Source organism: Pseudarthrobacter sp. efr-133-R2A-89 (assembly GCF_030209315.1).
Classification (GTDB): domain Bacteria; phylum Actinomycetota; class Actinomycetes; order Actinomycetales; family Micrococcaceae; genus Arthrobacter.
Genome location: NZ_JARVSE010000004.1, coordinates 23,552 through 50,256 on the forward strand (window position 1 = coordinate 23,552; position 26,705 = coordinate 50,256).

General features: G+C 66.3%; 27 protein-coding genes. 14 read left to right on the forward strand and 13 right to left on the reverse strand.

The features are described 5' to 3' along the window. Nucleotides 1-56: 56 nt before the first annotated feature. Genes QRM95_RS07750 through QRM95_RS07760 form a run of 3 tightly spaced genes read right to left on the reverse strand, consistent with a single transcriptional unit; the run spans nucleotide 57 to nucleotide 2,133 of the window. The gene (locus QRM95_RS07750) at nucleotides 57-698 is read right to left on the reverse strand and encodes a DUF3618 domain-containing protein (RefSeq protein WP_285247227.1); all 642 of its coding nucleotides are present in this window, start codon (nucleotides 696-698) and stop codon (nucleotides 57-59) included. Next, nucleotides 695-1,126: a phage holin family protein gene (locus QRM95_RS07755; protein ID WP_285247228.1), complete on the reverse strand. Its 432-nt coding sequence runs from the start codon at nucleotides 1,124-1,126 to the stop codon at nucleotides 695-697. The genes QRM95_RS07750 and QRM95_RS07755 overlap by 4 nt, the downstream gene beginning before the upstream one ends. After that, nucleotides 1,126-2,133 carry a hypothetical protein gene (locus tag QRM95_RS07760; protein WP_285247229.1) on the reverse strand — a complete coding sequence of 336 codons (1,008 nt, stop codon included), beginning with the start codon at nucleotides 2,131-2,133 and terminating at the stop codon, nucleotides 1,126-1,128. The genes QRM95_RS07755 and QRM95_RS07760 overlap by 1 nt, the downstream gene beginning before the upstream one ends. Before the next feature lie 192 nt (nucleotides 2,134-2,325). Here QRM95_RS07760 and ccmD point away from each other — a divergent pair, with 192 nt between their 5' ends. The 3 genes from ccmD to QRM95_RS07775 all read left to right on the forward strand — a co-directional run bounded on the left by ccmD (nucleotide 2,326) and on the right by QRM95_RS07775 (nucleotide 5,209). Next, a complete protein-coding gene (gene ccmD, locus QRM95_RS07765) occupies nucleotides 2,326-3,090 on the forward strand; it encodes a heme exporter protein CcmD (protein WP_285247230.1) in 765 nt (254 codons plus the stop codon). A gap of 161 nt (nucleotides 3,091-3,251) precedes the next feature. After that, a complete protein-coding gene (locus tag QRM95_RS07770) occupies nucleotides 3,252-4,196 on the forward strand; it encodes a sigma-70 family RNA polymerase sigma factor (protein ID WP_285247231.1) in 945 nt (314 codons plus the stop codon). Between the two features lie 107 nt (nucleotides 4,197-4,303). Next, on the forward strand, nucleotides 4,304-5,209 hold the full coding sequence (locus QRM95_RS07775) for a spermidine synthase (protein WP_285247469.1): 906 nt from the start codon (nucleotides 4,304-4,306) through the stop codon (nucleotides 5,207-5,209). Between the two features lies 1 nt (nucleotide 5,210). On the opposite strand, the gene QRM95_RS07780 is transcribed toward QRM95_RS07775, so the two are convergent. Then, on the reverse strand, nucleotides 5,211-6,107 hold the full coding sequence (locus QRM95_RS07780; protein ID WP_285247232.1) for a LysR family transcriptional regulator: 897 nt from the start codon (nucleotides 6,105-6,107) through the stop codon (nucleotides 5,211-5,213). A gap of 127 nt (nucleotides 6,108-6,234) precedes the next feature. Here QRM95_RS07780 and QRM95_RS07785 point away from each other — a divergent pair, with 127 nt between their 5' ends. Then, nucleotides 6,235-7,614, forward strand: a complete 1,380-nt coding sequence (locus tag QRM95_RS07785; RefSeq protein WP_285247233.1) for an MFS transporter — start codon at nucleotides 6,235-6,237, stop codon at nucleotides 7,612-7,614. Nucleotides 7,615-7,662: 48 nt separating this feature from the next. Then, nucleotides 7,663-8,412, forward strand: coding sequence for a 3-hydroxybutyrate dehydrogenase (locus QRM95_RS07790; protein ID WP_285247234.1), 750 nt, complete (start codon nucleotides 7,663-7,665; stop codon nucleotides 8,410-8,412). Nucleotides 8,413-8,421: 9 nt separating this feature from the next. On the opposite strand, the gene QRM95_RS07795 is transcribed toward QRM95_RS07790, so the two are convergent. Together QRM95_RS07795 and QRM95_RS07800 are read right to left on the reverse strand one after the other, a co-directional pair. Beyond that, nucleotides 8,422-8,685, reverse strand: coding sequence for a hypothetical protein (locus tag QRM95_RS07795; protein WP_285247235.1), 264 nt, complete (start codon nucleotides 8,683-8,685; stop codon nucleotides 8,422-8,424). Between the two features lie 213 nt (nucleotides 8,686-8,898). After that, entirely contained in the window at nucleotides 8,899-9,276 is a 378-nt protein-coding gene (locus tag QRM95_RS07800; RefSeq protein WP_018763058.1) for a winged helix-turn-helix transcriptional regulator, read from the reverse strand. Nucleotides 9,277-9,397: 121 nt separating this feature from the next. Here QRM95_RS07800 and QRM95_RS07805 point away from each other — a divergent pair, with 121 nt between their 5' ends. Beyond that, a complete protein-coding gene (locus tag QRM95_RS07805; RefSeq protein ID WP_285247236.1) occupies nucleotides 9,398-10,261 on the forward strand; it encodes an SDR family oxidoreductase in 864 nt (287 codons plus the stop codon). An 82-nt stretch (nucleotides 10,262-10,343) separates the two neighbouring features. Here QRM95_RS07805 and QRM95_RS07810 read toward each other — a convergent pair whose 3' ends face one another. Beyond that, a complete protein-coding gene (locus tag QRM95_RS07810; protein ID WP_285247237.1) occupies nucleotides 10,344-11,834 on the reverse strand; it encodes an amino acid permease in 1,491 nt (496 codons plus the stop codon). Between the two features lie 172 nt (nucleotides 11,835-12,006). Here QRM95_RS07810 and QRM95_RS07815 point away from each other — a divergent pair, with 172 nt between their 5' ends. Then, nucleotides 12,007-13,488, forward strand: a complete 1,482-nt coding sequence (locus QRM95_RS07815; RefSeq protein WP_285247238.1) for an HNH endonuclease signature motif containing protein — start codon at nucleotides 12,007-12,009, stop codon at nucleotides 13,486-13,488. Between the two features lie 149 nt (nucleotides 13,489-13,637). Here the strand turns inward: QRM95_RS07815 and QRM95_RS07820 are convergent, their stop codons facing one another. Beyond that, entirely contained in the window at nucleotides 13,638-14,228 is a 591-nt protein-coding gene (locus QRM95_RS07820; RefSeq protein ID WP_285247239.1) for a DinB family protein, read from the reverse strand. Nucleotides 14,229-14,401: 173 nt separating this feature from the next. On the opposite strand from QRM95_RS07820, the gene QRM95_RS07825 reads away from it, so the two are divergent. From QRM95_RS07825 to QRM95_RS07840, 4 genes are all read left to right on the forward strand, one after another. After that, nucleotides 14,402-15,271 (forward strand): IclR family transcriptional regulator, encoded by an 870-nt coding sequence (locus QRM95_RS07825; protein WP_285247240.1) that lies wholly within the window; start codon nucleotides 14,402-14,404, stop codon nucleotides 15,269-15,271. A 204-nt stretch (nucleotides 15,272-15,475) separates the two neighbouring features. Beyond that, nucleotides 15,476-17,194 carry a urocanate hydratase gene (gene hutU, locus QRM95_RS07830; protein WP_285247241.1) on the forward strand — a complete coding sequence of 573 codons (1,719 nt, stop codon included), beginning with the start codon at nucleotides 15,476-15,478 and terminating at the stop codon, nucleotides 17,192-17,194. A gap of 9 nt (nucleotides 17,195-17,203) precedes the next feature. Further along, nucleotides 17,204-18,796, forward strand: coding sequence for a histidine ammonia-lyase (gene hutH, locus QRM95_RS07835; protein ID WP_285247242.1), 1,593 nt, complete (start codon nucleotides 17,204-17,206; stop codon nucleotides 18,794-18,796). Between the two features lie 163 nt (nucleotides 18,797-18,959). Continuing rightward, nucleotides 18,960-19,205, forward strand: a complete 246-nt coding sequence (locus QRM95_RS07840) for a hypothetical protein (protein ID WP_018763066.1) — start codon at nucleotides 18,960-18,962, stop codon at nucleotides 19,203-19,205. 176 nt (nucleotides 19,206-19,381) lie between these two features. Here QRM95_RS07840 and QRM95_RS07845 read toward each other — a convergent pair whose 3' ends face one another. Next, complete coding sequence (locus QRM95_RS07845; protein ID WP_285247243.1) at nucleotides 19,382-19,642, reverse strand: hypothetical protein; 261 nt, start codon at nucleotides 19,640-19,642, stop codon at nucleotides 19,382-19,384. Nucleotides 19,643-19,850: 208 nt separating this feature from the next. On the opposite strand from QRM95_RS07845, the gene QRM95_RS07850 reads away from it, so the two are divergent. Continuing rightward, nucleotides 19,851-20,732 carry a fumarylacetoacetate hydrolase family protein gene (locus tag QRM95_RS07850; RefSeq protein WP_285247244.1) on the forward strand — a complete coding sequence of 294 codons (882 nt, stop codon included), beginning with the start codon at nucleotides 19,851-19,853 and terminating at the stop codon, nucleotides 20,730-20,732. 2 nt (nucleotides 20,733-20,734) lie between these two features. Here QRM95_RS07850 and QRM95_RS07855 read toward each other — a convergent pair whose 3' ends face one another. Genes QRM95_RS07855 through QRM95_RS07870 form a run of 4 tightly spaced genes read right to left on the reverse strand, consistent with a single transcriptional unit; the run spans nucleotide 20,735 to nucleotide 24,227 of the window. Continuing rightward, nucleotides 20,735-21,130: a universal stress protein gene (locus QRM95_RS07855; protein ID WP_285247245.1), complete on the reverse strand. Its 396-nt coding sequence runs from the start codon at nucleotides 21,128-21,130 to the stop codon at nucleotides 20,735-20,737. Beyond that, a complete protein-coding gene (locus QRM95_RS07860; protein WP_285247246.1) occupies nucleotides 21,127-22,716 on the reverse strand; it encodes a tripartite tricarboxylate transporter permease in 1,590 nt (529 codons plus the stop codon). The genes QRM95_RS07855 and QRM95_RS07860 overlap by 4 nt, the downstream gene beginning before the upstream one ends. After that, the gene (locus QRM95_RS07865) at nucleotides 22,717-23,220 is read right to left on the reverse strand and encodes a tripartite tricarboxylate transporter TctB family protein (protein WP_285247247.1); all 504 of its coding nucleotides are present in this window, start codon (nucleotides 23,218-23,220) and stop codon (nucleotides 22,717-22,719) included. Continuing rightward, nucleotides 23,217-24,227: a Bug family tripartite tricarboxylate transporter substrate binding protein gene (locus QRM95_RS07870; protein WP_285247248.1), complete on the reverse strand. Its 1,011-nt coding sequence runs from the start codon at nucleotides 24,225-24,227 to the stop codon at nucleotides 23,217-23,219. Before QRM95_RS07870 ends, QRM95_RS07865 begins: the two co-directional genes overlap by 4 nt. Before the next feature lie 223 nt (nucleotides 24,228-24,450). On the opposite strand from QRM95_RS07870, the gene QRM95_RS07875 reads away from it, so the two are divergent. Then, nucleotides 24,451-26,031 (forward strand): sensor histidine kinase, encoded by a 1,581-nt coding sequence (locus QRM95_RS07875; protein WP_285247470.1) that lies wholly within the window; start codon nucleotides 24,451-24,453, stop codon nucleotides 26,029-26,031. Beyond that, nucleotides 26,028-26,693, forward strand: a complete 666-nt coding sequence (locus tag QRM95_RS07880) for a response regulator (protein ID WP_285247249.1) — start codon at nucleotides 26,028-26,030, stop codon at nucleotides 26,691-26,693. The genes QRM95_RS07875 and QRM95_RS07880 overlap by 4 nt, the downstream gene beginning before the upstream one ends. Nucleotides 26,694-26,705: the final 12 nt, after the last annotated feature.

Here is a 26,705-nt window from a genome sequence, read left to right on the forward strand (position 1 = left end):
CGGTGCCGGCCTGTCGTCGTAGGTGTTGCCTTTAGGGAGCCGCGGTAAGCGGAGCGTCAGCTGCTTTGGACGGTGTCCTTCGCATCTGCGGCACGGTCTTTGACGTCGTCGGCTGCGTGCTGGCCCTCAGCTTTGACGTTCTGGGCGGCGTCGGTTGCCGTGGCCTTGACGTTTTCCATGGCTTCCTGTGCCGGCTCCTTGAGGTCCTGGGCCATGTTTTTAGCGGCGTCAGTAAGTTCGGCGGCCAGTGGCTGGGCTGCCGTCTTGAGCTGATCGGCCGCTTCCCGCTCTTTCTGGCTTGGCGGGATCAGCGACGAGACCAGGAGTCCGGCCCCGAACGCGATGAGGCCCGCAGCCAGCGGGTTGCCCGCGGTCTTGGACTTCACCTGGTCCGGGGTCTGGGAAACAGCGTGGCCGGCGTCGGAAAGCTTCGCCGAGACGGTGTCGCCGGCCTGGTGCAGGCTGTCCGCGGCGGAGTGCGCGCCGGCGCCCGTGGTGTTGTGGACATTAGTGGTGGCGGTGTCTGCTGCGCCCATGATTTTCTCCTTCATCCCGGTGGCCGCGTCCTTGAGCTTGTCGGTCTGCCGGTGGACGATGTTGGACGGTGTGACTTTATCGGCCACGGCGTCCACGTTTGTTCCCAGGCGTGCCCGGGTGGCTTCGATGTCTGCGCGGATGACGTCAGGGTTTTCGCTCATCGGTTTACCTCACCTGGTTTGAGGGTTGGGGGTATCTCAGAAAGGGTTTCGCCGGTCTGGGGCAGGCCCTTGATTTGCTTCAGTTCCTTGCGGCCCATGGAGGCCAGGACAGCTGCAATGATGGCCCAGACCACGGCAGTGACCAGGGCGGACCAGCCCAGCGGCATGACGGCGCCGAGGGCGAACATCAGGGCAAGGGAAAGGAACAGCAGGACGAAGTGTCCGCCAATTCCGGCGCCGGCCAGCATGCCGGATCCTTTTCCTGCACGGGTGGCGGTTTGTTTCAGTTCAGTCTTGGCCAGATCGACTTCCTGGCGCATCAGGGTGGACAAGTCGCGGGTTACGTCGCCGAGCAACTCCCCCAGGGAGGCGTTGTCCGCTTTTACGTGCGCCGCGCTTGGCGGCGGCTCAGGTATGTGGCTGCTCATCAGAGGCCGCCAGCCTGGCCGCCCCCGGAGCGGTCCCGGGTGAAGAGGTCATCCGCCATTGGGCCATCGGCCAATTCGCGGTCGCGCAGGGGGTCGTCGGAAACCTGGTTTCCGGACCACGGTTCCTCCACCAACTGCGGGCTGTCGAGGCCGCTGGCAGTCGAAGTTGTCTCGGGGTAGCTGCTGCCCGGGGCCCCGCCGTCGTATCCGGCCGTGGTGGTGGCCGGACCCGGCAGCTGGACGGGCGGTGGAGGCACCACTCCACCGGCGGCCGGCGGCTGGCCGTATTGGTCCGGGGATGCCGTGCCTGCGTGCTGGCCGGAAAGGCCGGTGGTACCTGCGGGTGACTCCGGGGCACCCGCTGTGAGGCCCCTGGTGAGGCGTCCGGCGAGGACGCCGGCTCCGGCGGCGAGGAGCAGGAACGTGCCGGGCCGGTTGCGGGCGAACCGCTGGACCTCGTTCAGGAGGTCTCCGGGTTCCCGGTTCTCCAACCAAGTGGCGATCGAGGATGTCCGCTCGGCCGCCTGCCGGACCAGGTCGCTGGCCATGCCTTGCTGGTCCGGGGCGCTGGCCATGCTGTGCAGCTGGCCGGAAATGTTGCGGATGCCTTCCGCAGCCTTCTGCTGCTGCGTTGCGGCCTCGCTCGTGAGGCCTGACTTGGCCTGGTACAACAGGTCCTGCGCGTTGGACTTTGCCTCCGAGGCCACGTTGGCTGCCTCTTCCTTGGCAGTCTGTGCCACGTTCTGTGCGGAACCCGCTGCTGTCCTGGCTACGCCTGCCGCCTCGTCCTTGGCAGCTTCGGTGCGTGAGGACGCAGAACCGGTGCCGGCACTCTCCGGCATGGTCCGGGTTTGTTCGTAATCGGCGGGTACGTACCCGTTTCCGCTCTCAGCGCCATAGCTGGCTGCCGGAGACGGAAAGGTTGCGGGCCGGCGCTCGCCGGGGATTCCTGTATGGGCCTGAGGAGCCGTGTTTGCGGTGTCCTCGGGCCATTGGTTCTCCGTCATCTTCGCTCTTCCTTTCAGAAAGAAGGCTGGTTGCTGATCAAGAACCAGCGGTACTGGCCGTAAAATAGTAAGCATGTTTACTAATGAAAGGTAAGTACCCTTGCTAATTGGGTTCTAACCGTTCGAGTAAAAATGTCAGCCGGAATGGCTCTGGCCTGCCCGGTCACAACGAAGTGGGAAGTGGTGGGAAACATGGACACAGCTCCATGGGTATGGGTAGTGGTTGCGGTTGTCGTCGTGGCCCTGATTGTGGTGCTGCTCCTCTCCGGCGGACGGCGCCGCAAGGCGATGCAGGAGAAGCGGGACCAGGAGAATCGGGAAAAAGCGGCCGAGATCCGCCGCAAGGCTGAAAACATGGAACTCGACGCCCGCGAACGGGAAGCCAAGGCCATCCGTGCGCGCGCCGACGCCGAGCAGGCCCAGGTGGACGCGGCCCGGCTGCGGCAGGAAGCCGAGGAACGCAGCCGGGAAGCGCAGTCCCTCCGCAGTGACGTTGCCGGCCACGCCCGCGAGGCGGACGAGTTGGATCCCGACGTCGGCCGTGACGGCACCCGCCGCGGCGTGCACGAGACGGGCCAGGACAGGCAGGTACAGGCCGGGGCTGCCAACCATGGCGGCAATGCAGCCGACGTCGGGCATGACCCGGCCGTGCATCGCGAAACCGGGCGCCACGGCACTGTAGGCAATGACCTGCCGCAGGCTGAGGCTGGGCATCATGACCCTGCTGGCGCCGATCCGGCGATCCGTGAGGCTGGGTACCGTGATGCTCGGCGCCATGAATCTGTGGGCGGCGACGCCGCGGGCGCTGACGCGGAGTCCAGTGATGCGCGGCCCATTGACGCAGAGCGCCCTGATTCCCCAACTGTGGATCCGCGGACTGAGGCCGGTCGGCGGAACATCAACGACGACGCGGACCGCGATGTGCGCGACGTGAAGAACCCGCACGCGGGCCTCTAAGCTGGTTTGCTTCCGCTGCGGCGTGGGAACGGAAGGAGGTTCCTTCTTCCGTTCCCATGCCCACCCGGGCGGACAAGGATTGTTTTATAAGCAGCCTTATGATTTCCTGCTTCTAAGTCTTGCCGCAGGCTTTCGGAACCAGACCGAGGGAAACAGCACCCATGCCCGAATCCTTTGCCGCCTTGGCCGCGAACACTGCCCCGTCCCATCAGCAGGCCGAAACACCTGATCCGCCGTCTCCACCGGCCGCCTCAGAGCGTTCGCAGGGAGCATCCGAAAACGACATGGTTTTGAGGTACCTGGACCTCGCCGAGGCCTTGGCCGCACGGTTTGAAGCGCGCGGCAGGGAACGGGCGGACCTCAACCAGGTCGCCTACCTGGGACTGGTGAAAGCCGCCCGCGGATTCGACGAGGCCAAGGGGGACAGTTTCCCGGCCTACGCCGCGCCCACCATCACCGGTGAACTCAAAAGGTATCTCCGCGACCGGACATGGGTGGTCCGCCCCCCACGCCAGGTCCAGGACTTGAGGACCCGCCTGTTCAGGGCGGAACCGGAACTCACCCAGTCCTTGGGCCGGATCCCCAGTGTGGCCGAATTGGCCGGAGAGCTGGGCACGGATCCTGTGGACGTGCTGGAAGCCATGTCGGCCTCCAGCAGCATGCACCCCGACTCCCTCGACGCGGTGGGTCCCCACTCCGAGGCCCCCTCCATTGGTGAGATGCTGGCCAGTCCTGAAACGCCGCTGGAGAGGCTTGAGGAGCTCGCCGGCCTGCGCGCTGCCATGAAGGACCTGACGGAATTGGATCGGGAACTGCTGTACCGCCGCTATTTTTGCGAGGAAACGCAGGTGCAGTTGGGCAAGCGGCTCGGTATGTCCCAAATGCAGGTTTCCCGCCGCCTGGCGAAGGTGCTGACGGAATTGCAGCGCCGGCTGGAAGAAGGCGCCGGGATGGACGGTCCGGTCGGGGACCGCAAGGCGAGGACGGAACGGGAAGCGCGGACGGCCCGGCCGGCCAACCAGGTGGTGCCGTTCCGGCGGCCCAGGAAGACCGGCCGTCCAGGCGTCGCGGGCAGGGGCCGCCTCGACTGCGCAGGCACCAGTTGAACGGATCCGGCGTGGCCACGGGACAGCGTTCACGCCATGAGGCCCGCTGACCGGGGGTTCGATGGCTTCAACTAGGGTTGAACCATGAGTGAATGCGGGCCCCAATAATGGCCAAACGCGGAAAGTCGGGAGGCCGGGGCCGGTCCGCAGGCGTGGTGGAGGTGCCCAAGGGCACGGCGCCGGACGGTCCGGTGGAGGGTGTCTACTACATTGACACCGGCGACTGCGAGCTGGTGGCGGACCAGGACAACTCCACGGGCTGGCTCCTGAAGATCAACGGCGTCATGAGCTCGCATATCGACCTCGCCGACCCCTTGTTCCTGGACTTTGAGTACATGCGCTGGATGGCGGCGCTCATTGAGTCCCGTTGGCCGCCGTCGGACGCATCGTCGGCTAAGCTCCGCGGCCTTCACCTGGGCGGGGGTGCGTGTTCCATGGCACGCTATTTCGCCGCCGCCTACCCCGATGCCCGGCAGGTGGTGGTGGAACTGGACGGCAAGCTCGCTGAATACGTGCGCGGCTGGTTCGACCTCCCGAAGGCGCCCCTGCTCCGCATCCGCGTGGGGGAGGCCCGGGCCGTAACCGAAACGCTCACGGAGCACACCAGGGACTTCATCATCCGCGATGTCTTTGCAGGGGCCTTCACCCCACGGCCGCTCACCACCGCTGAATTCACCGCCCACGCCAAGCGGGTCCTGGCACCGGGCGGCTTGTTCGTTGCCAACTCGGGGGACGCGCCGGACCTCAAGAATGCGCGGGAGGACGCCGCCACCATCGCCGCTGCCTTCAAACACACGGTGATCATCGCCGACCCCGCCATGCTGAAGGGCCGGCGCTACGGCAACATGGTGATGGCCGGCAGCGACGTTCCGTTTGGCGACGATCCCCAACTTCGGCGCCGGCTCCTCGGCGGTGCCGTGCCCGCGCATCTCTGGGATGATGCCCAGGTCCGGGCCTTCGCGGCCGGTGCGCCGGTCCGGCATGACGAGCCGGTTGAGCCAAGCATCCGGTGATTTAGCCCCGGCCCAGGAGCGCGCCGCGGTGCTCGGCCATCCGTTCCCGCAGGGCCTGCACGACGGCGGCCACGGCCGGGCGGCGAAGCGAGTCCGGGCGCAGCACCATCCAGTAGGGGAGCAGCTCACCGATTTCGCCGGGCAGCAATCGGACCAGGTCGTCATGGAGATCGCCCATGAAGCACGGCAGGAAGCCCACCCCCGCCCCGGCCCGGGTGGCCTCCACATGGACGAACACGTTGGTTGACGTCAGGCCCTCGCGCATGGCCGGCACCAGCCGCCGCGGCGCATCGAGATCGTCCACCTGGAGCATCGAATCCACGAAATAGACCAAGGGATGCTCATTGAGTTCGGCCACGGTGGAAGGGGTGCCGTGCTCGGCGAGGTAGGTGCGGGAGGCGTACATTCCCAGCCGGTATTCGCCCAGCCGGATGGCCTCCGCACGGTGCACCTGCGGCTCGCCCACCACCACCTCGATGTCCAGCCCGGAGCGCTGCTGCAGTGCCCGGCGGGTCATGGTTACCACCTCCACGCTCAGGCCGGGATGGTCCCGGCGCAGCCGCGCCACGGCCGGGGCTGCGATGTAGGCGCTGAAGCCGTCGGTCGCCGTCATGCGTACGACGCCGGTAATCGGGTCGGGCGCCTGGCCCGCCGGTCCCAGCGTGCCCAGCACCTCTTCGACCTGTTCGGCCACCTGCACAGCCCGCTCGCCCAGTTCGGTGAGTTCCCAGCCGCCGGCGGCCCGGGACAGGACCCGGCCGCCAAGCGACTTCTCCAGGGCGGCGATCCTGCGCGAGACGGTGGTGTGGTTCAAGCCCAAGGCTTGGGCCGCCGTCGTGAATTTCGCCGAGCGGGACACCGCCAGGAGGACCAGCAGGTCGTCGGGATTGGCATTCATATCTGCAATTGTGCACATGCCTGGTGCCTCTTTGGGCATTGAACTGCAAAGTTTGTGCAGCAATACTCATCTGAGTCACTTGTGCTGGAGATCACAGCACGTGTCAATGTGGACACTGAGGAGAACCATGAGCGTTGAGCACAGCCAGGCAAACGAAGCCAGGTATGCACCCAAAGGAACCGGACTGAAGAAAATCGTTGCCGCCTCCATGGTGGGCACAGTGGTGGAATGGTACGAGTTCTTCTTGTACGCCACCGCCGCCACCCTGGTCTTTGGCAAGTACTTCTTCCCGTCCACCGGCAATGACCTGGACGGCATCATCCAAGCCTTCCTGACCTACGCGGTGGGCTTCATTGCCCGGCCGCTGGGTGGCATCGTCTTCGGCCAGATCGGCGACAAGCTCGGCCGCAAGCCCACGCTGCAGCTGACGATCGTCATCATCGGCGTGTCCACCTTCCTGATGGGCTGCCTCCCCGGTTTCGCCGACATCGGATACCTGGCCCCGGCCCTGCTGGTGGCGCTGCGGTTCATCCAGGGCTTCGCGCTCGGCGGTGAGTGGGGCGGCGCCGTCCTCCTCGTGGCCGAACACAGCCCGAACAAGACCCGCGCCTTCTGGTCCAGCTGGCCCCAGGCCGCCGTCCCCGTGGGCAACCTGCTGGCCACCCTGGTCCTCTACATCATGTCCACCACCCTCAGCAGCGAGGCATTCCTCGGCTGGGGTTGGCGCGTGGCCTTCTGGCTCTCCGCGGTGATCGTGTTCGTGGGCTACTACATCCGCACCAACGTCAGCGAATCACCCATCTTCCTCGAAGCCAAGGAACTGGTGGAGAAGGAACAGGCCGTCAGCTACGGCGTGTTCGAGGTTGTCCGCAAGTACCCCAAGGGCATCTTCCAGGCCATGGGCCTGCGGTTCGCCGAAAACATCATGTACTACCTGGTGGTCAGCTTCGCGATCGTCTACCTCAAGAGCGTGCACAAGTACGACACCTCATCGCTGCTGCTGGCACTGCTGATCGCGCACGTGGTCCACTTCGCGATCATCCCGCAGTACGGCCGCCTGGCGGACCGGATCGGACGCAAGCCCGTCTACCTGGCCGGTGCCATCCTCGGGGCCACCTGGCCGTTCTTCGCCTTCCCCATGTTCGACACCCGCAACGCCGTGGTCATCGTCCTCGCCGTCACCATCGGCCTGTGCCTGCACGGCCTGATGTACGCCGGACAGCCTGCCATCATGGCCGAGATGTTCCCCACCCGCATGCGGTACTCCGGTGCATCCCTCGGTTCGCAGGTAACGTCGATCTTCGCCGGCTCGCTGGCGCCGCTCCTGGCCACCCAGTGGCTGAAGGACACCGGCTCGTGGGTGCCGACGGCCATCTACCTGCTCATTGCCTGCGCCATCACCGCTGTGGCCGTGCTGAGCCTGAAGGAAACCAAGGGCATCGCCCTGGAGGACGTGGACAAGGAAGACGCCACCCGCGAAGGATTGCTCCCGGCTGGCCGCCGCTAGGCTGCTGGAGCCGCTGGACCGTTTTTGGGCGCATGAAGGAGAACTGCAATGGATAACACGTTGAATGGACGCAAGGCACTGGTCACCGGCGGTGCCAGCGGAATCGGTGCCGCCTGCGTGCGCGCACTCGCGGCCCAAGGGGCGAAAGTGGTGGTGGCCGACGTCGACTCCGCCGCCGCTGCCAAGCTCGCCGACGAGGTGGGCGGCACCGCCTGGGCCGTGGACCTCCTGGACGTGGACGCGCTGGCCACCCTCAGCCTGGATGTGGACATCCTGGTGAACAACGCGGGAATCCAGCGCATCAGCCCCATCGAGGACTTTGACCCGGCAGACTTCCGCAGGATCATCAGCCTGATGCTGGAGGCACCATTCCTGCTGGTCCGGGCCGCCCTGCCGCACATGTACGCCAACAAGTTTGGCCGCATCATCAACGTGTCCTCGGTGCATGGTATCCGTGCTTCCCCGTACAAGAGCGCGTACGTATCCGCCAAGCACGGCCTCGAAGGCCTGAGCAAGGTGACGGCGCTGGAGGGCGGGGAGCACGGTGTCACCTCCAACTGCGTGAACCCGGGCTACGTCCGCACGCCCCTGGTGGAGAAGCAGATCGCGGACCAGGCCCAGGTGCACGGGATCGACGAGTCTGAGGTCCTGGCCAAGGTGATGCTCACCGAATCGGCCATCAAGCGCTTAGTGGAACCGGACGAAGTGGCGTCCCTGGTGGCGTGGCTGGCCTCCGACAGTGCCGGTATGGTCACCGGGGCCAGCTACACCATGGACGGCGGTTGGTCTGCCCGGTAAGTTACCCCGCTAGTCCAGCGGTTTGACCACGCGGTGGTCGTAGAAGAAGACGCCATGGGTGGTCTTCAGCCCCACCGACCGTCGATCCTGCCATACGACGACCCCTTCGCGCCTGCCGCTGAAGGGGTCGTCGCCAATCACGGTGTCGCCCACCCGGTAGGGGCATCGTGGGCTGACGGCCCGCGTGGCCCGGTGCCATACTGTCGCCATGGCATCGCGCAGGCTGACGGGCCGGCCCATGCCGGAAAGGTCCTGTACGTAGCCCTTGGCCATGTGAGCCTCTCCTCCAGGCGGCAGCCGGCCGCCTGCTAACGGTGTTGGTCGGCGGAACGCTCCCAGCGAAGGATGGTCCTCCCGCTCCGGCCGGCACCGTACGCCTACGCTAGGCGCTATTCACATCAGCAACACCCGTAACAAGTACTTGTCTTGCGCCCGCCGAACTACTTGCCGTGGGCGCGGGCGCATCCTCCGCAGTCCGGCGGAGCATCAGCGGCTGCTGTTGATGATGTCCTCCGCGTTCTCGAAGGCCCACGCCACCAGGGGCACCAGAAGCCCGCTCAACTCGTAGCCGCGCTCGGTAAGGCTGTAGTCCACCCGGGGCGGAATGACCGGTTGGGCGTTCCTGCTGACAAGGCCGTCCCGCTCAAGGGTCTTCAGGGTCTGGGCCAGCATCTTCTCGCTGATGCCCTCGGCCCGGCGCCGCAAATCACTCCAGCGCTGCTCGCCTTCGGACAGGGCAATCAGGATCAGGACGCCCCATTTGCTGGTGATGTGGTCCAGCAGGGTCCTGCTGGGGCACCCGGCGGGGAACACGCCGTCGGCAAACGCGAGGGGGAGGGGTACGGCCTGTGGAACAGCTTCCATATCCACAAGCTTACCTAAGGGTCAGTACCTTACTTCAAAGTGCGTACTCTCTTTGAGGAAGTAATCGTGATGGCTCATGGTTGTGCCCTTCGACAGATGAAATTCTTCGAAAGGATCCATTGTGAGCATTGTTGTTACAGGCGCCACCGGACAGCTGGGCCAGCACGTCATCGAAGCCCTTCTCGAACGTGGGGTGCCGGCCGCCGGAATCGTGGCCGCCGGACGTTCCGTGGAAAAACTGGCCGGCTTCGCCGCGCGCGGTGTCAACGTCAAGGCCATGGACTACGCCGACGCGGCGTCAGTTGCCGCCGCGCTCAAGGGAGCAACACGGGTGCTGCTGATCTCCGGCAGCGAAGTGGGCCAGCGCGTCGAACAGCACCGCACCGTCATTGAAGCAGCACGGGCAGAGGGCGTGGAGCTGCTGGCCTACACGAGCATCGCCAATGCGGACACTACCGGCATGCTGCTGGCCGGGGAGCACAAGGCCACGGAGGCCATCCTGCGCGAGTCCGGCATTCCCTTCGTCTTGCTCCGCAACGGCTGGTACCTGGAAAACTACACCGAGCAGTTGCCCGGTACCCTCGCCCAGGGTGCGGTCGCAGGCAGCGCCGGGGACGGAAAAGTCAGTGGCGCCGCACGGGTGGACTACGCCCACGCCGCCGCAGCGGTCCTGGTGGCCGAGGACCAGGCCGGCAAGGTGTACGAGCTGGGCGGCGATGAAGCGTTCAGCATGGCTGACCTCGCCGCCGAGATCAGCTCCGCCACCGGCAAATCCATCACCTACAACGACCTCCCGGCCAAGGACTACGCCGGCCTGCTCACCTCCGTCGGCGTCCCGGAGGCATTCGCCGAGGTCCTTGCGGACTCGGATCTCGGCATCGCCCGCGGTGACCTCCTGGTCGGCACCGGAGACCTCCGGCGGCTCATTGGGCGTCCGACGACGTCCCTCGCCCAGGCCGTCCGGACTGCCGCGGCTTCGGCGTAAGGCAGCGGAAGACAGTACGGCAGCGGACGACGAAAGGTGCCTGGCCCCGGCGGGGGCCAGGCACCTTTCGCCGATGACGGGCCTACCCGCTGGTGCGGGCGGTGCCAACCACCGGCAGCGGCGACGTTTCGTCCTCAAGGTGGGCCCGGCGTCGTCCGTCACCTCTAACCCACAGCCGATAGGCCAGGACCAGCATGCCCAGCCAGGCGGCACCCACGTAGAGGGCCACCCGGGTGTCCTCGAAGGCGCCCAAAATGGCGATGACCAGCACCATGAAGGCAATGGTGAGGACTGATGCGGCTGGCCACCACGGTGAGGGGAATTCCGACGCGGGCAGGCCCTTCCGGGCGATTTCCCGCTTCATTGCCACGTGGGAGGCCAGGATCATCACCCACACCCACACCGTGGCGAAGGTGGCGATCGACGCGATGACCAGGAACACGTCCTCCGGGATGACCGCGTTGAGGACCACACCCACCAGCAGGATCCCGGCCATCATGACCACCGTCATCCAGGGGACGCCGTGGCGGGAGACTTTGCCGAACGCCGCCGGTGCGTGGCCTTGGTTGGAGAGTCCGAAGAGGATGCGGCCGGCGCCGAAGATATCGCTGTTGATGGCGGACAGTGCGGCGGTGATCACCACGGCGTTGAGGATGTGGGGCGCTGCGGGAATGCCCAGCCCGCTGAAGATCTGGACGAAGGGGCTGCCGTCTGTGCCCACCTGGTCCCACGGGAAGAGGCTCATCAGGACGCCCAGCGTCAGGACGTAGAAGAGCAGTACGCGGACTGGGACGGTGTTGACGGCCTTGGGGATGACCTTCTTGGGGTCGGCCGCTTCACCGGCGGTGATGCCAAGGGTCTCGATCCCGCCGAAGGCGAACATCACCACGGCAAAGGATGCCAGCAGGCCTTCGAAGCCGTTCGGGAACATGCCGCCGTGGTCAACGAGGTTGCCAAGGCCCGGTGCCAAGGTTGAACCGGCGGCCTGGAACCCGAAGGTGATGATCGCGGCGCCGCCTGCAATCATGGCGATGATGGCGGCGACCTTGATCAGTGAGAACCAGAATTCGAGTTCGCCGAAGACCTTGACGCTGAGCAGGTTCAACGCCGCCAGGAAGCAGATGACGGCCAGGACCCAGATCCAGCGGTCCACCTGCGGGAACCAGAACCCCATGTAGATACTGAAGGCAGTGACGTCGGCGATGGCTACGATGGCCATCTCGAACACGTACGTCCAGCCGGTCACGAAGCCGGCCAGGGGGCCAAGGTACCGGCCGGCGTATTGGCTGAAGGAACCGGACACCGGGTGCCTCACCGCCATCTCGCCGAGGGCGCGCATTACCATGAACACCGCGGCGCCGCCGATGATGTACGCGAGCAGGACGGCTGGTCCGGCTTTCTGGATGGCGGAAGCGGAGCCGTAGAAGAGGCCTGTGCCGATCGCCGATCCCAGGGCCATGAAGCGGATGTGCCGCACGTTCAGGCCGCGGTTGAGGACGCGTCCGACGGCGTCAGCCGGCTTGTGCGTTTCCGCCGCGGTTTCGGTCCGGGTTGGGGTTGGAGCTGGTTGCATGCGAATACCTTCTCGTCATTGGGAGGGGAGTCGCTAACCAGCAGACCATTTTCGCAGGCATCGTGATGAGGCTCACGGCTGGTTGCTGTCTTCGGTTCCAGACTGTCCGGGAGGTGATCAGTCGAAAGCCTGGCCGGGTTTGAATGTCGTACCCCCTTGCCATAGTTGGGTCATGGGTAAAGCGGCGGCGGTGAGGGCATTCGAGGAGATCAGGGCTGCCCTTGCCGCGCTGGACACCGAGGTGGACAGAGCTGGACGCGGATCGGTTGCCGCCACGAAGGAGTGTGCTGACCCGTTGGCCACCCTTGTTGATGGGTGCCTCGACATCCTGGCGGGCGTCAGGGCCGTGGAGGCCATGATCGCAGGACTGAAAGCGAAGGCCGCGGTCGCTTATGCGGAAAGTGCTTCTGCTGTTGCGGGGCCCGACGTGCCTGTGCAGGCGCATGAGATGGCGGTCGCGGCGGAAGTTGGCTGCGTCCTGGCGGTTGGACCGAGGGCGGCATCGACATTCCTGGCTACCTCGCACGCCGTTGTTACCTCGTTGCCACGGACCCTTGCGGGGCTGCAGGCAGGGACCCTGTCCTGGGGCCACGCGGTGGTGATGGCGGATGAGACGGCGAGCCTGGATGTGAACGGGGCTGCGGCGTTGGAGGCGCATTTCCTGGACCCGGATGCCCCCGATCCGGCGCGGGGCTGTCCCCCCGGGGAGATGCCGGCGCACCGGTTCAGGGTGAAGGCCCGCACGTGGCGGGAGCGTCACCATGCCGGGAGTATCGAAGCCCGTCACTCCAAGGGAGTGGCAGAACGGCGGGTGGAGTACAGGCCGGACCGGGACGGCATGGCCTGGCTGTCCGCATACCTGCCCGCCGGCCAAGCCTCGGCAGTCTGGGACCGGCTTACCTCCGAGGCTCGCAGCATGCAGGGTACTGAGGAAGGTCGCACGCTATCCCAGTTGCGGGCTGACAACTACGCCTCGTCGCTGCTGGCTACCTTCCCCGCAGGCAGCCGGGGATGCCAGGCCGTTGAACGCCCTTTTTCCGGGATCCGCGCTCAGGTGCTGGTCACTGTCCCGGTGTTCTCGCTGATGGGCTTCACCGATGAACCGGCGGTCCTGGACGGGTACGGTCCCATTCCACCGTCGATGGCACGGGCCCTGGTGGGCGAAGGGGCGGGGTCGTTCTACCGGGTGCTGGTGGATCCGAGGGACGGTGCACCGCTGGAAATCGGGCGGACCAGCTATCGGCTGACCAAGGCCATGCGGGCTTGGCTGCGGATGCGGGACGGAAAATGCCCGTTTCCCGGGTGCAGCAACCATTCCCTCGACAACGAGGCCGACCATCTCCTCAGCTGGGCCAAGGGCGGTGCCACCGGGATCAGCAACCTCGGTCAGCCCTGCCCCAAACACCACAGGCTCCGGCATACCACGGCCTGGAAACCCACGACTGCCGGAAAAAACAAACCACCCGGCTGGATTTCACCCTCCGGTCGCCGCTACAGCAGCGAGCACCAGGACTGGGAACCACCCCACTGGCCAACCCATTGTCCGCCCTCACAGGGGACGTCGTTGGCGCGGGCGGGAACCATCGATATAGTGCGCCACCACGGATCTCCCTGGGAAAACGCGTTGGGCCGCTACCTCGAGGTTCCACCCTGACCAGGCTGGAACCTGCCCCGTGCCTTCAGGACTTGCCTCCTCCGAGATCAGCGCGCTCCTCCGTGACCGTAGATTCGGGACCCGTTGCGGTCAGACCCTGCACTTTTCGGGCGCTTCCTCTTCAGTACCCTGTGCTCTTCACGCTGGCATCAATTCCGCCAGGTACCGGCTGCGTCCCGCGCTGCACCTTCGATTTCGGCGCGGTGCGCCGCCCACTCTTCCGGTGTCCTGGACGTCAGGTTCGGGTCCCCTGGACGCTGGCCGGCGGTCGCGTCAATCAGTTCACGGAGTATGTCCGCGTGGCCCAGATGGTGGGCACGTTCAGCAACCATATGGACGAGAATCTGCTGCAGGGTAACCTGGCGGCGCTCCTCCGGCCACCACGGCACGGAGCCTGGAGCGTCGAGCGGCAGAGCCTCGATGGTCGCGTCGCTGTGCGTTCCTGCGAAGCGGTGGAGTTCGACGATGTCTTCGAATGACTCGTCAGCCGTTACCCACATGTCTGCGTCCGGGCGGGCGCCGTCCTCGAGCCACGGCAGGTGTCGCCCACTGGGCCGGCCGAAGACCACGCCGAAGTAGTCCAACTCCACGCTGGCAACGTGTTTGACCAGTCCCAACAGGTTGGTGCCCGTTGGCGTGAGGGGCCGGCGCATGTCGTAATCGCCCAGTCCGTCCAGCTTGCCCAACAGGTTGTCCCGCCGGATCCGGAGGTACGTGTGCAGGGTTTCTTTCCCGTCCATGGTCCGGACTCTACCGAAACGTGGATGATTCGGCACCGCAAGCTGCGCTGGGCAGGCCAGCGTCTGGTATACCGGACACATTGAATTGCGGCGGTGCCGCAAGCGGAAAGGGCAGCCGTCACACTGAAGTACGGGATACCGGACAGAGCTAGCCAGAAAGACCATTTGAGCCCATGAGCACTGCACCAAGCGCCGCATCACGGGGCGCCGAAAGACCGGGCGCCGAAACACGAGCCGAAGCCCACGCGCCCAGCGCTGCGGTCAAAGCATCCTCGAAAGTTCCTGCTGCAGAAAATACCCTCCGCATCCTGAAGTTGCTGGCGTCCCGGCGCGGGCCGATGGCGGCCTCGCAAATCGCCTCCAGCCTGAACCTTCCCCGGTCGAGTGTTTACCACTTGCTGGGCGTCATGGAGGCGAACGGCTTCGTCCTCCATTTGCATGAGGAGCAACGCTACGGGCTGGGTATCAGCGCCTTCGAACTCAGTTCCGCCTATTCACGGCAGGAACCTTTGTCGCGGCTGGGCCGCCCCCTCCTCGCGAGCCTCGTGGATGCCATCGGTGAGAGCGCCCACCTGGCAGTGCTGCACGGCCGCGATGTCCTGTACATCGTGGAGGAACGGGCCAAGAACCGTCCGTCGCTGGTGACCGACGTCGGCGTCCGCCTTCCCAGCCACCTCACCGCCAGCGGCCGCGCCATCCTTGCCGCGCTGCCCAAATCGCAAGTACGCGCGCTCTACCCGAACGCCGCCGCCTTCACTGCCCGACATGAGGTGGTGGGGGCCATCATGAAATATTCCGCGTTGTCCTCGCACCTGGACCAGGTCCGCCAGCGGGGGTACGCCACCGAACACGGCGAGGTTACGCCCGGCTTCGGTTCCATTGCCGCCGCCGTGACCGACCACTTGGGATGGCCAACCGCCGCCGTGGCAGTCACCTTCCTCGAGGACAAGCTGCCTGCGCAGGAATGGCCCGTCCTTGCGGCGCGCGTCCAGAAGGTGGCCGATGAACTCTCGCTCCGCCTCCACGGCCGGCCCGGAAAATAGCGCCTCCCGCAGGGTTTGCCCTGCCAACCGTTGCCTTCGTCCAGGCCGCTGGAGAACCTGGGCAAGCGAGCCGGAATCGATCGGCAGTCATGTCTGGAATACCGGACAGCGCCCCGTCAAAACCCCTGTGAAGCTCGTCCACCAAGGGCTTTAGTAGATACAGAACTTCTTTCCTCCAACAGACACCACCCGAAGGAGCCCATCATGGCACCCGCCGATTTCACCACCGGTGCCCGCCCGGTCAAAGCAGCCCGCGGCACCGAGCTCACCGCCAAGTCCTGGCAGACCGAAGCGCCGCTGCGCATGCTCATGAACAACCTGGACCCCGAGGTCGCAGAGCGCCCGGATGACCTGGTGGTCTACGGCGGCACCGGCCGCGCCGTCCGGTCCTGGGCCGCGTTCGACGCCATCACCCGCACCCTGGAAACCATGGAAAAGGATGAGACCCTCCTGGTCCAGTCCGGCAAGCCGGTGGGCGTCTTCCGCACCAACGAATGGGCCCCGCGCGTGCTGCTGGCCAACTCCAACCTCGTCGGCGACTGGGCCAACTGGCCCGAGTTCCGCCGGCTCGAGGCCGAGGGCCTGATGATGTACGGCCAGATGACCGCCGGGTCCTGGATCTACATCGGCACCCAGGGCATCCTGCAGGGCACTTTCGAAACCTTCGCCGCAATCGCCCGCAAACTCACCGGGGACCAGAACGGCACCCTCGCCGGAACCCTGACCCTCACCGGCGGCTGCGGCGGCATGGGCGGCGCGCAGCCGCTCGCCGTCACCCTGAATGACGGCGCCTGCCTGATCGTCGACGTTGACGAGACCCGCCTCCGCCGCCGTGCCGGCAAGCGCTACCTCGACGAGGTCGAAACCGACCTCGACACCGCCATCGCCAAGGTCCTCAACGCCAAGGAGGAGCGCCGCGGCTGGTCCGTAGGCTATGTGGGCAACGCCGCCGAGGTCTTCCCCGAGATCCTCCGCCGGCACAACGCCGGCGAGTTCACCGTCGACATCGTCACGGACCAGACCTCCGCGCACGACCCCCTTAGCTACCTGCCCGAGGGCATCACGGTCGAGGAATGGCACCGTGAGGCTGAAGCGGACCCGGAAGGCTTCACCAAGAAAGCCCAGGCCTCGATGGCCCGCCACGTCCAGGCCATGGTCGAATTCCAGGACGCCGGCGCCGAGGTCTTCGACTACGGCAACTCCATCCGCGACGAAGCCCGCAAGGGCGGCTACACCCGGGCTTTCGAGTTCCCCGGCTTCGTCCCGGCCTACATCCGGCCGCTGTTCTGCGAGGGCCTGGGCCCGTTCCGCTGGGTGGCCCTCTCCGGCGACCCTGAGGACATCCGCGTCACGGACGAGGCCATCAAGGAACTCTTCCCCGAGAACAAGCACCTGCACCGCTGGATCGACGCCGCCCAGGAGCGGGTGGAATTCGAAGGCCTGCCCGCCCGCATCTGCTGGCTCGGCTACGGCGAACGCGCCAAGGCCGGCCTGCTGTTCAACCAGCTGGTCAAGGAGGGCAAGGTCAAGGCTCCTATCGTGATCGGCCGCGACCACCTCGACTCCGGCTCCGTTGCCTCCCCGTACCGAGAGACCGAGGCCATGGCCGACGGCTCGGACGCGATTGCCGACTGGCCGCTGCTGAACGCGCTGCTCAACACCGCCTCCGGCGCCACCTGGGTCTCCCTCCATCACGGCGGCGGCGTGGGCATCGGCCGCTCCATCCACGCCGGGCAGGTGTCGGTCGCTGACGGCACCGACCTCGCAGCCGAAAAGCTCGAGCGCCTCCTCACCAACGACCCCGGCATGGGCGTCATCCGCCACGCCGACGCCGGCTACGAACGAGCCCTTGACGTCGCCAAGGAACGCGGCGTCCGGATCCCCATGCAAGAGTCCGCCGACTCCGCAGCAGCAACGAACTAGGACTATCCGATGACTCTCACAACCCACTCACCGCTCACCGTCACGCTTGGGTCCGTCGGCGTCACGCCCGAGGACGTCGTCGCCGTCGCACGCCACGACGCGCAGGTGACCATCGCCCAGGAAGCCCTGGATGCCGTGGCCAAGGTCCGCGCCCACATCGACAGCCTCGCGTCCAGCGACATCCCGGCTTACGGGATATCCACAGGCTTTGGTGCCCTGGCCAACCGCCATATCCCCAATGACCTGCGCACCCAACTGCAGAAGTCGCTGATCCGCAGCCACGCCGCCGGCATGGGTCCGGCCGTGGAACGCGAAGTGGTCCGCGGCATCATGTTCCTGCGCGCCAAGACCCTGGCCTCCGGCCGAACCGGCGTCCGCCCCGTGGTGCTGCAGACCATGGTGGACGTGCTGAACGCCGGAATCACGCCGGTGGTCCGCGAGTTCGGCTCGCTGGGCTGCTCCGGCGACCTCGCGCCGCTCTCGCACTGCGCCCTGGTGCTGATGGGTGAAGGCGAAGCGGAAGGGCCCGACGGCGTCACTTACGGCGGGCGCGGAGAGCGGACTGTTGCCGAGCTGCTTGCAGACCACGGCATCGAGCCGGTCACCCTGGCCGAGAAGGAAGGGCTGGCGCTCGTCAACGGCACCGAGGGCATGCTGGGCATGCTCCTGATGGCCATTGCCGACCTCCGCCAGTTGCTGGCGACGGCGGACATTACCGCCGCGCTCAGTGTCGAGGCGCTGCTGGGCACCGACCAGGTGTTCGTTCCCGAACTGCACGCCGCGCTGCGCCCGCATCCCGGCCAAGCAGCAAGTGCCGACAACATGCTGCGCGTGCTCTCGGATTCGCCGATTGTCGCGTCCCACAAGGTGGGGGACTCCCGGGTCCAGGATGCGTACTCGCTGCGCTGCGCCCCGCAGGTTGCCGGTGCCGTCCGTGACACCGTGGACCATGCGGAAGTCGTGGCAACCCGCGAACTGGCCGCGGCCATCGACAACCCGGTGGTCCTGCCCGACGGGCGAGTGAGCTCAAACGGCAACTTCCACGGCGCCCCGGTGGCGTACGTCCTGGACTACCTTGCCATCGCGGTCGCGGACCTCAGCTCCATCGCCGAACGCCGGACCGACCGGATGCTTGATCCCGCCCGTTCGCACGGCCTCCCCGCCTTCCTCGCCTCCGATCCCGGCGTGGACTCGGGCCTGATGATTGCCCAGTACACCCAGGCAGGCCTCGTATCCGACAACAAGCGGCTGGCCGTGCCGGCGTCGGTGGATTCCATTCCAAGCTCCGCCATGCAGGAGGACCACGTCTCCATGGGCTGGCATGCGGCCCGGAAGCTGCGCAAGGCGGTGGAGAACCTCCGGCGGGTCCTGGCCATCGAGCTGGTGACGTCTGCGCGGGCGTTGGATATCCGCACCCAGCTTTCCGGTGGGGAGCTTACGCCGGGCCCGGCGGGCACCGCCGTCGTGGCTGCCCTTCGCGCCGTGGTGGAGGGACCGGGGACGGACCGTTTCCTGTCTCCGGAACTGGAAGCGGCGGACCGGCTGGTTGCTTCCGGGGAGGTGCGACGCGCGGCCGAATCCGCCGTCGGCTTCCTGGCCTGAAGACCGAAGGATCTTCAGTACCTGCTGCACTCCGGTCCGAAGTGCGGAATATCCGGCGACACTGCCAATGGCGGAGTCCGGAGTGTAGTAGAACTGATGGTGTAGTGAAAGTCACATCAACGAAGCTGTGGCAGCAGAACAATACAAAGGGGTAGAAGTTCAAATGAAAGCACGTGGGGCAGTCCTGTCCAGGCGCAACGCCCATTCCGCCGCGGTATCCAACTGGAAGGCCCTCAAGGCCGGGGACCGCGTCGAAATCATCAAGCATGCGCATGTGGTGGCAGCCGGGGAAGTGGAAGAGGTGTCGCAGAGCGGCAACGTCCTCTGGCTGGTGCCGGCCGGACCGTCAGACCTTTCGGAAAAGCAGCTCTTCCTTAAGTCCGACGGCGTTCAGGTCCGCCTCGCCTGAAGGCCGCACCCGCTAGACAAAAGAATCCCCGCAGCGCGTTACGGCACTGCGGGGATTCCTTCTTTGGCTCTCAGCGTTCGTCCGGTGGCCCGGGGGCTGCCCTGAACAGCGAACCAGTCAGCCGGCAACTCAGGCAACCGGCAACTCAGGCCGCCGTCCGGGGCGCAGCCGGCAACTCAGGCCGCGAAGGATTCGTAGGTCTCGCCAAAGGGTACGGATTCGTCCAGGGCAACCGTGTAGCGCCCCGGGTGCAGCCTGGTCACCAGGATGCCGCAGGCGGCGTCCTTCGCTGCCACCTCAATCAGCTCGGCTACTGCCTCTTCCAGTCCGGAGTGAACCTCGCTGGCGCTGGAGAACTCGAGGCTGATGGACCGGAGCTCCGGGCCTTCGGCGGTTTTGGCAGCGGCGGGGACGCGCTCCAAAGTGCTTGTGATCATGTACTGAACTTTCTGTGTTTCGTGCCGGGTGGCTCCGCTATTCTATCGATCAGTATCCATATATGTCAGATGACTGCCCTCCTGAACCACTAGAGAGGCGGTCACAAAGCGTTCGTTCGCGGCGCCGGACGGAATCAACGACCATGGAAGCGGGCACCGCCAGGGCCCCATCCAGCAGTCCCGCCCCCACACCTTGAGGAGATTCGGTATGAAGATCATGCGCCTGGGCGACAGCGGCAGCGAACAGCCCGCCGTGCTCGTTCCCTCAGCGGACGGCGCCGGCCGGTACTTCAGCCTGCTGCCGCTGACTGACGATGTCGACGGCGGTTTCCTCGCCGCTGGGGGCCTGGACAAGGTCCGGAAAGCCCTGGCAGCGGGTGACCTGCCGGTCCTCGAAGACGCGGAGGGGCTGCGGGTCGGACCGCCCGTGGCGAGACCCGGCGCCGTGGTGGGAATCGGGATGAACTATGCCGCCCACGCAGCCGAATCGGGGGCCGAGCCGCCCACGATTCCGGTGGTCTTCCTCAAGCCAAGCAATACGGTCACCGGCCCGTTCGACCCGGCCCCGCTCCCTCCGCATTCCCAAAAGTACGACTGGGAGGTGGAACTGGGCATTGTGATCGGCCGGGAGGCCTGCTACCTGGGCTCTCCGGAAGAAGCAACCGCGTGTATCGCCGGCTACGTCACGGCCAACGACCTTTCCGAACGCGAATACCAGTTGCCGGGGGCCGCGGGCCAGTGGACCAAAGGCAAGTCGCTGCCCGGGTCAACCCCGCTTGGCCCGTGGCTGGTTCCGGCGAAAGACATTGACGGCGGCAACCTCCCGCTGCGCAGCTGGGTCAATGGGGAACCACGCCAGGACTCCTCGACCGCGGAGCTCATCTTTGACGCAGCCACCCTGGTCCACCACTGCAGCCAGTACATGCGGCTCGAACCGGGCGACGTGATCCTCACCGGAACCCCGGAGGGCGTGGCACTGAGCGGCCGATTCCCGTACCTCCAACCGGGCGACGTGGTTGAGGTCGAAGTGGCAGGCCTGGGCCGCCAGCGCCAGGAGTTGTTCCGGGCGCCGGCGGCCGCTACGGCCTAGGGTTACTTGCCCGCTTTTACAGCCAGCACCGGGCAGTCCGCCTCCAGCAGGATGCGTTGGGATGTGCTGCCCATGATCAGCTTGCCAACCGGGGTGCGGCGGCGGAGGCCGATCACGATCAGGTTGGCCTTGTGTTCCTCGGCAGCGTCCAGTACCTCGGCGGCAGCGTCATGGCCCCGGACTGGGCGTTTGATCAGGTACTCGATGCCCTGGCCGGCCAGCCGCTGCTCGATGTCCTGGATCTCGCCTTCCTGCGCAAACCGGCTGTCCACTGCCGCTTCACCCTTGGAGGAGTTGATCAGCACCAGGGTGCTGCTGGCTTTTCTGGCCTCGGTGATGGCCTGCGTCAGGGCAGCTTCGCCCTCCGGGGTCGGGACGTATCCCACAACGACGGTCATGATCGCTCCTTTTGGTCGGGACTGAAGGCGTCCTGCTTCGAGTGGACCGCATCAAGGGGTTCCGAGGCAAGGGGTGCGGCCCCGCCTGCTGAAGCGGGAACCGGACGGTTCCGGCGGAACAGCTTGTAGGCAAACGGCCAGAGCAGGATGAGGCCAATAATGACATAGATCCCGACGGCGATCGGCTCACCCAGGAGCCCTGCCGGGTCGCCCGCACTCAGCTGCAGGGTCTTGCGGAGCTGCCCTTCAATGCGAGGGCCCAGGATCACGCCAAGGATCAGCGGCAGGACGGGAAGCCCGAAGCGCCGCATCATGAAGCCGAGTGCGCCCAGGACCAGCAGGATCACCAGGTCGAACGCCTGCAGGTTCACCGAGTAGGCGCCCAGCGTGGCGAAGAACAGGATGCCGGCATAGAGGTAGGGGCGGGGCAGCTGCAGGAGTTTCGCCCACATCGGTGCTAGCGGCAGGTTGATCAGCAGGAGCAGCAGGTTGCCAATGAAGAGGCTGGCGATCAGCGCCCACACAAGGGGCCCTTGGCTTTCGAAGAGCTGCGGGCCCGGCTGGATGCCATAGGACGTGAAGGCGGCGAGCATGACGGCAGCGGTGGCGTTGGTGGGCAGGCCCAGGGCCAGCATGGGGGTCAGGGTGCCGGCGGCCGCCGCGTTGTTGGCTGCTTCCGGGCCGGCAACGCCCTCGATGGCACCCTTGCCGAACTCTTCGGGGTGTTTACTGAGGCGCTTTTCGGTGACGTAGGAGAGGAAGGTCGGGATCTCGGCGCCGCCTGCCGGCAGTGCGCCGAACGGGAAGCCAAAGGCAGTCCCGCGGAGCCAGGGCTTCCATGAGCGCTTCCAGTCGGACTTGCCCATCCATGGCTGGCCCACGGGAATGGCATGCAGGGGGGTGCGGCGCAGGTGCGCGGCCACCCAGAGGGCCTCTCCCACGGCGAAGATGGCCACGGCCACCACCACGATGTCCAGGCCGTCGGCCAGGAGCGGCTGGCCAAACGTCAGGCGCCGCTGGCCGGTCACCGAGTCCATGCCCACCAGGCCGATAGCCAGGCCCAGGCCCAGGGACGCGAAACCGCGCAACCGTGAGGAGCCCAGCACCGCGGTCACGGCCAGCAGGGCCAGCACCATGATGGCGAAGTAGCTGGGAGCGCCAAGGCTGACGGCGAACTTCACCACGATCGGCGCGCAGACGGCCAGCAATGCGGTGCCGATGGTGCCGGCAACGAAGGAGCCGATGGCCGCCGTCGCCAGCGCCTGCGCCGCCCTGCCCGCCTTGGCCATCTTGTTGCCCTCGATGGCGGTGACCACGGAGGACGATTCGCCGGGGGTGTTGAGGAGGATCGAGGTGGTGGAGCCGCCGTACATGCCGCCGTAGTAGATACCGGCGAACATGATGAAGGCGCTGGTGGGCTCCAGGGCGTAGGTGACGGGGAGCAGCAGGGCAACGGTCATGGCCGGGCCCAGGCCGGGAAGGACACCGACGGCGGTTCCCAGGATCACGCCGATCACGGCGTACAGGAAGTTCATGGGGGTGAGGGCGGTGGCGAAACCGTCCATCAGGGAGGACCAGACGTCCATTTACAGGATTCCTTCCAGGAGGCCGGCCGGCAGTGCAATGCCCAGGCCGAGGTAGAAGCCGTAGAAGGTCAGCAGGGACAGGGCAACGGAGATCAGCCCGTCCCGGACGTAGCGGCGGCTGCCGAGGGCCAGGACGCTGCCCCAGAACAGGACGGTTCCGGAGATTACCCATCCGGCCCAGTCGATGAGCAGGATGTTCAGGACGAAGGCTCCTGCCAGCGGGAGGACGGTCTTCCAGTCGGCGGGGTGGGTGAGGTCGACGTCTTCGCCGGCTTCCGCCTCGCCCTTGCCGCCGCGCAGGACGTTGAGTGCCAGCACCACGGCGCAGACCACCAGCATTCCGGCCACGATGAACGGAACCGTCTTGGGCCCTACCGGATCGGATTTCGAATACGGGGTTGCCAGGCCGTTGGCGTCCAGGAAGACCAGGACGCCGGCCGCCCCGAGCAGGAGGGCAACTCCCAGCTCGGAGCGGCCTTTGAGGCCTGTGGCCAGGGACGTCACGCCAGCCCGAGCTTGGTGAGGACGTTGGCTACGCGCTTGTCCTGCTCGGTGAGGAAGGTGGTGAACTGGTCGCCGGTGATGAAGGCATCGGTCCAGCTGTGGGTCTTCAGCGCTTCCTTCCAGCCGTCGGTGCCGTGCATCTTCTCCAGGGCCGCGATCAGGGCGGCCTTGTCCTTGTCGCTGATGCCCGGAGGGGCCACCACGCCGCGCCAGTTGGTGAACACCAGGTCGATGTTGGATTCCTTCAGCGTTGGTGAGTCCACGCCGTCCAGGCGCTTCTCACCGCTGGTGGCCAGGACGCGGACCTCGCCGGATTCGATCTGCTTGAGGTACTCGCCGGCACCGGAGGCAGCGAAGCCGAGCTTGTTGCCGAGGATTGCGGGCAAAAGGTCGCCGCCGCCGTCGTACGCCACGTAGTTGACCTTGGTGGCGTCGATGCCCACGGCGCCGGCCAGCTGCATCGGCAGGAGGTGGTCCGGGCCGCCGGGGGAGGACCCGCCGCCAACGGCGATGGAGCCGGGATCGGCTTTCCATGCCTTCACCAGGTCGTCGATGGTCTTGAAGGGCGAATTCTTGCCCACCATGATGGCGCCTGGTTCTTCGATCAGCCGGGCCAGCGGGGTGGTGTCGGTCAGCTTCGACTCGGACTTGTTGGTGTAGCTGGCGCCCACCACACCCAGGCCCATGAGCATGGCGAGGTCGCCGTTGCCCTTCTCGTTGACGATCCGGGCCAGTCCCACGGTGCCGCCGGCACCGGCAAGGTTGAACACTTCGGTGTTTGTGGAGATCTTTGCGTCGTCGAGCACCTTCGCTGCGGCTCGTGCGGTGGTGTCGTAGCCGCCGCCCGGGGTGTTGGGGACCATGATCTGCAGGCCGGTGATGGGACCGGCGGCGGCGCCGGAACTTTCCGTGCCGGTGGAGCTCTTGCTGGTGGCACCGCAACCGGTGGCCATCAGGGCGATGCCGGCGGCAATGGCGGCGACTCGCAATGCGCGGATCTGGCGCATGTATTCCTCTTCTCATCAAAATCTGATCAGCATCGGCTGACTGGTGGTTCCGATGCTAGGGGCGGCAGTGACGGCGATCACTCTTGTGTACGCAGAGAAAGTTGTGTTCATTGCGTTCACGCGTCAAAGGCCCCGCACCGTCCCCGCCGGAGGCTTTGGGATATAGTTCCCGGGTATCGCCCCCCGGAACACCAGGAAGACCATTGTGACTCGACGACGAGGAATGTCCCTTGCGGGGCAGTACCTTCTGCTGCAGTTGCTCATTGTCCTGGCAGTGCTGGTGGGCGTGGTGGCCATTTCCCTGGCCCAGTCCGCGGCGGCGTTCGAACGGACCGAGGGCAGGCGTGCCCTCTCGGCGGCGGAAGCGCTTGGCGGCAACCCGGTGGTGCGTGAACTGCTTCCGGAAACAGAACCGCGTGGCGGTACCGTGTTGCCGGCGGTGGCGGAGTCCGTGCGCATTGTCTCGGGCTCATCCCGGGTGGCGCTGGCGAAACTGGACCGTACCGTGGTGGCTTCCTCGGATCCCAGCCTGCTCGGCCAGCCGCTGGAGCTCGGCGCCAGCCGGGTGATGGAAGGCAGGGCCTGGACCGGGGTGGTGGGCGGCACGCCCGCCCCGCTCCTGTCCGCCCATGTCCCGGTCCTGGACGATTCCGGCCGCATGATCGGGATCGCCTCCATCAGCCGCAACTATCCCACTGTCCTGGAACGGCTGGGCGACGCCGTCCCCAATCTCCTCACCTACTTTGGGGTTGCCAGTGTCCTGGGCATCGCCGGGTCCCTCCTGCTGTCCCGCAGGGTCAAGCGGCAGACCCTCGGCATGGAACCGAGCGAAATCACCAGCCTGGTGGAAAACCGGGAGGCCATGCTGCACGGCCTCAAGGAGGGCGTGGTGGCCCTTGACCTGCACGAACGGATCACGGTGGCCAACCACAGTGCACGGTCGCTGTTGGGCCTTCCGCCGGATTGCGTGGGCAAGCGGGTGTCCGGCCTGGCCGTCGAGCCGGCCCTCAAGGAAGTCCTCACCCGGGACCAGCCCGGACCGGACCAGCTGGTGCTCGTCGGGGACCGCCTGGTGGTGATGAACCGGGTGCCCATCCGGTCCCGCGGCAAGGTCATCGGATCGGTGGCCACGCTCCGCGACCGGACGGAACTCTCCGAGCTCGAGCAGGAGCTGGGCGCCACCCGCACTGCCACGGATACCCTTCGGGCCCAGGCGCATGAGTTCGCCAACCAGCTTCATGTCATCTCCGGCTTGATCCAGATCGGCGAGTACGAGTCCGTGGTCCAGTTCGTCAACGGCGCCACGGTGGACCGGACCCGGCTCAATGACGAGGTGACCGGCCGGATCGCCGATCCCGCGCTCGCCGCCCTGCTGATCGCCAAATCCAGCCTGGCCGCCGAGCGCGGCGTGGCACTGCAGCTGGACCCGGGTTCAGGGCTGGACAAGGTGGATGACGCGCTGTCCCGGGACCTCACCACAGTGGTGGGGAACCTCGTCGACAACGCGTTCGACGCCGTCACCGGGTTTCCGCAGGCAGCCGTCACGGTGCTGGTGGAAGGCCGGGCCGGGCAAGACGTGGTGGTCACAGTCCGGGATAACGGGCCCGGCGTCCCGGGCGGCTCGGCCGACCACATTTTCCGCCAGGGCTTCACCACCAAAGAACCAGGACCGGCGGGCAGCCGCGGCTTTGGCCTGGCGATGTCCAGGGTTGTCTGCCGCCGCGGCGGCGGGGACCTGACGGTGGCCAATGACCACGGGGCGGTCTTCACAGCCGTGCTGAAACGAGGGAGTACCCAGGCATGATCAAAGTCCTGATCGTTGACGACGACTTCATGGTGGCCAAAGTGCATGCCGGATTCATCCAGCGCACGCCCGGCTTCACCGTGGTGGGGGCGGCCCACACCGGGGCGCAGGCAGTTGCCGAGACCCAACGGCTCCGGCCCGACCTGGTGTTGCTGGACATCCACCTGCCCGACGTCAACGGCCTGGATCTCATGCACCGGCTGCGCAGCGTTGCCCCCGAACTGGACGTCCTCGTGATCAGTGCCGCCCGCGAGGTCGAAACGGTACGGAAGGCGCTCCGGGGCGGCATTGTGCATTACCTGATCAAGCCGTTTTCCCAGTCGGACCTGCAGGAGCGGCTGGAACATTACCGCAGCGCGTACCAGGGCCTGGATGCCGCCAAGGACGTGGCCGAGCAATCGGACGTCAACCGGGTATTCGGCCTGGACCGCGGCGAACGGCCGCTGCCCAAGGGGTGCAGCATCGAGACCCTGAAACTGGTGGAGGCCGCCCTCAACGCTGCCGCCGGCGACGTGTCCGCCGCGGAGGTTGCCCAGGAGCTGGGAACGTCCCGCGTCAGCGCCCGCCGTTACCTGGAATACCTGCATGACGAAGGCACCCTGGACGTGCGGCTCAAGTACGGCGTGGGCCGGCCGGAACGGCGTTATGTCTTGAAGGCCTGATTTTGCCTGATT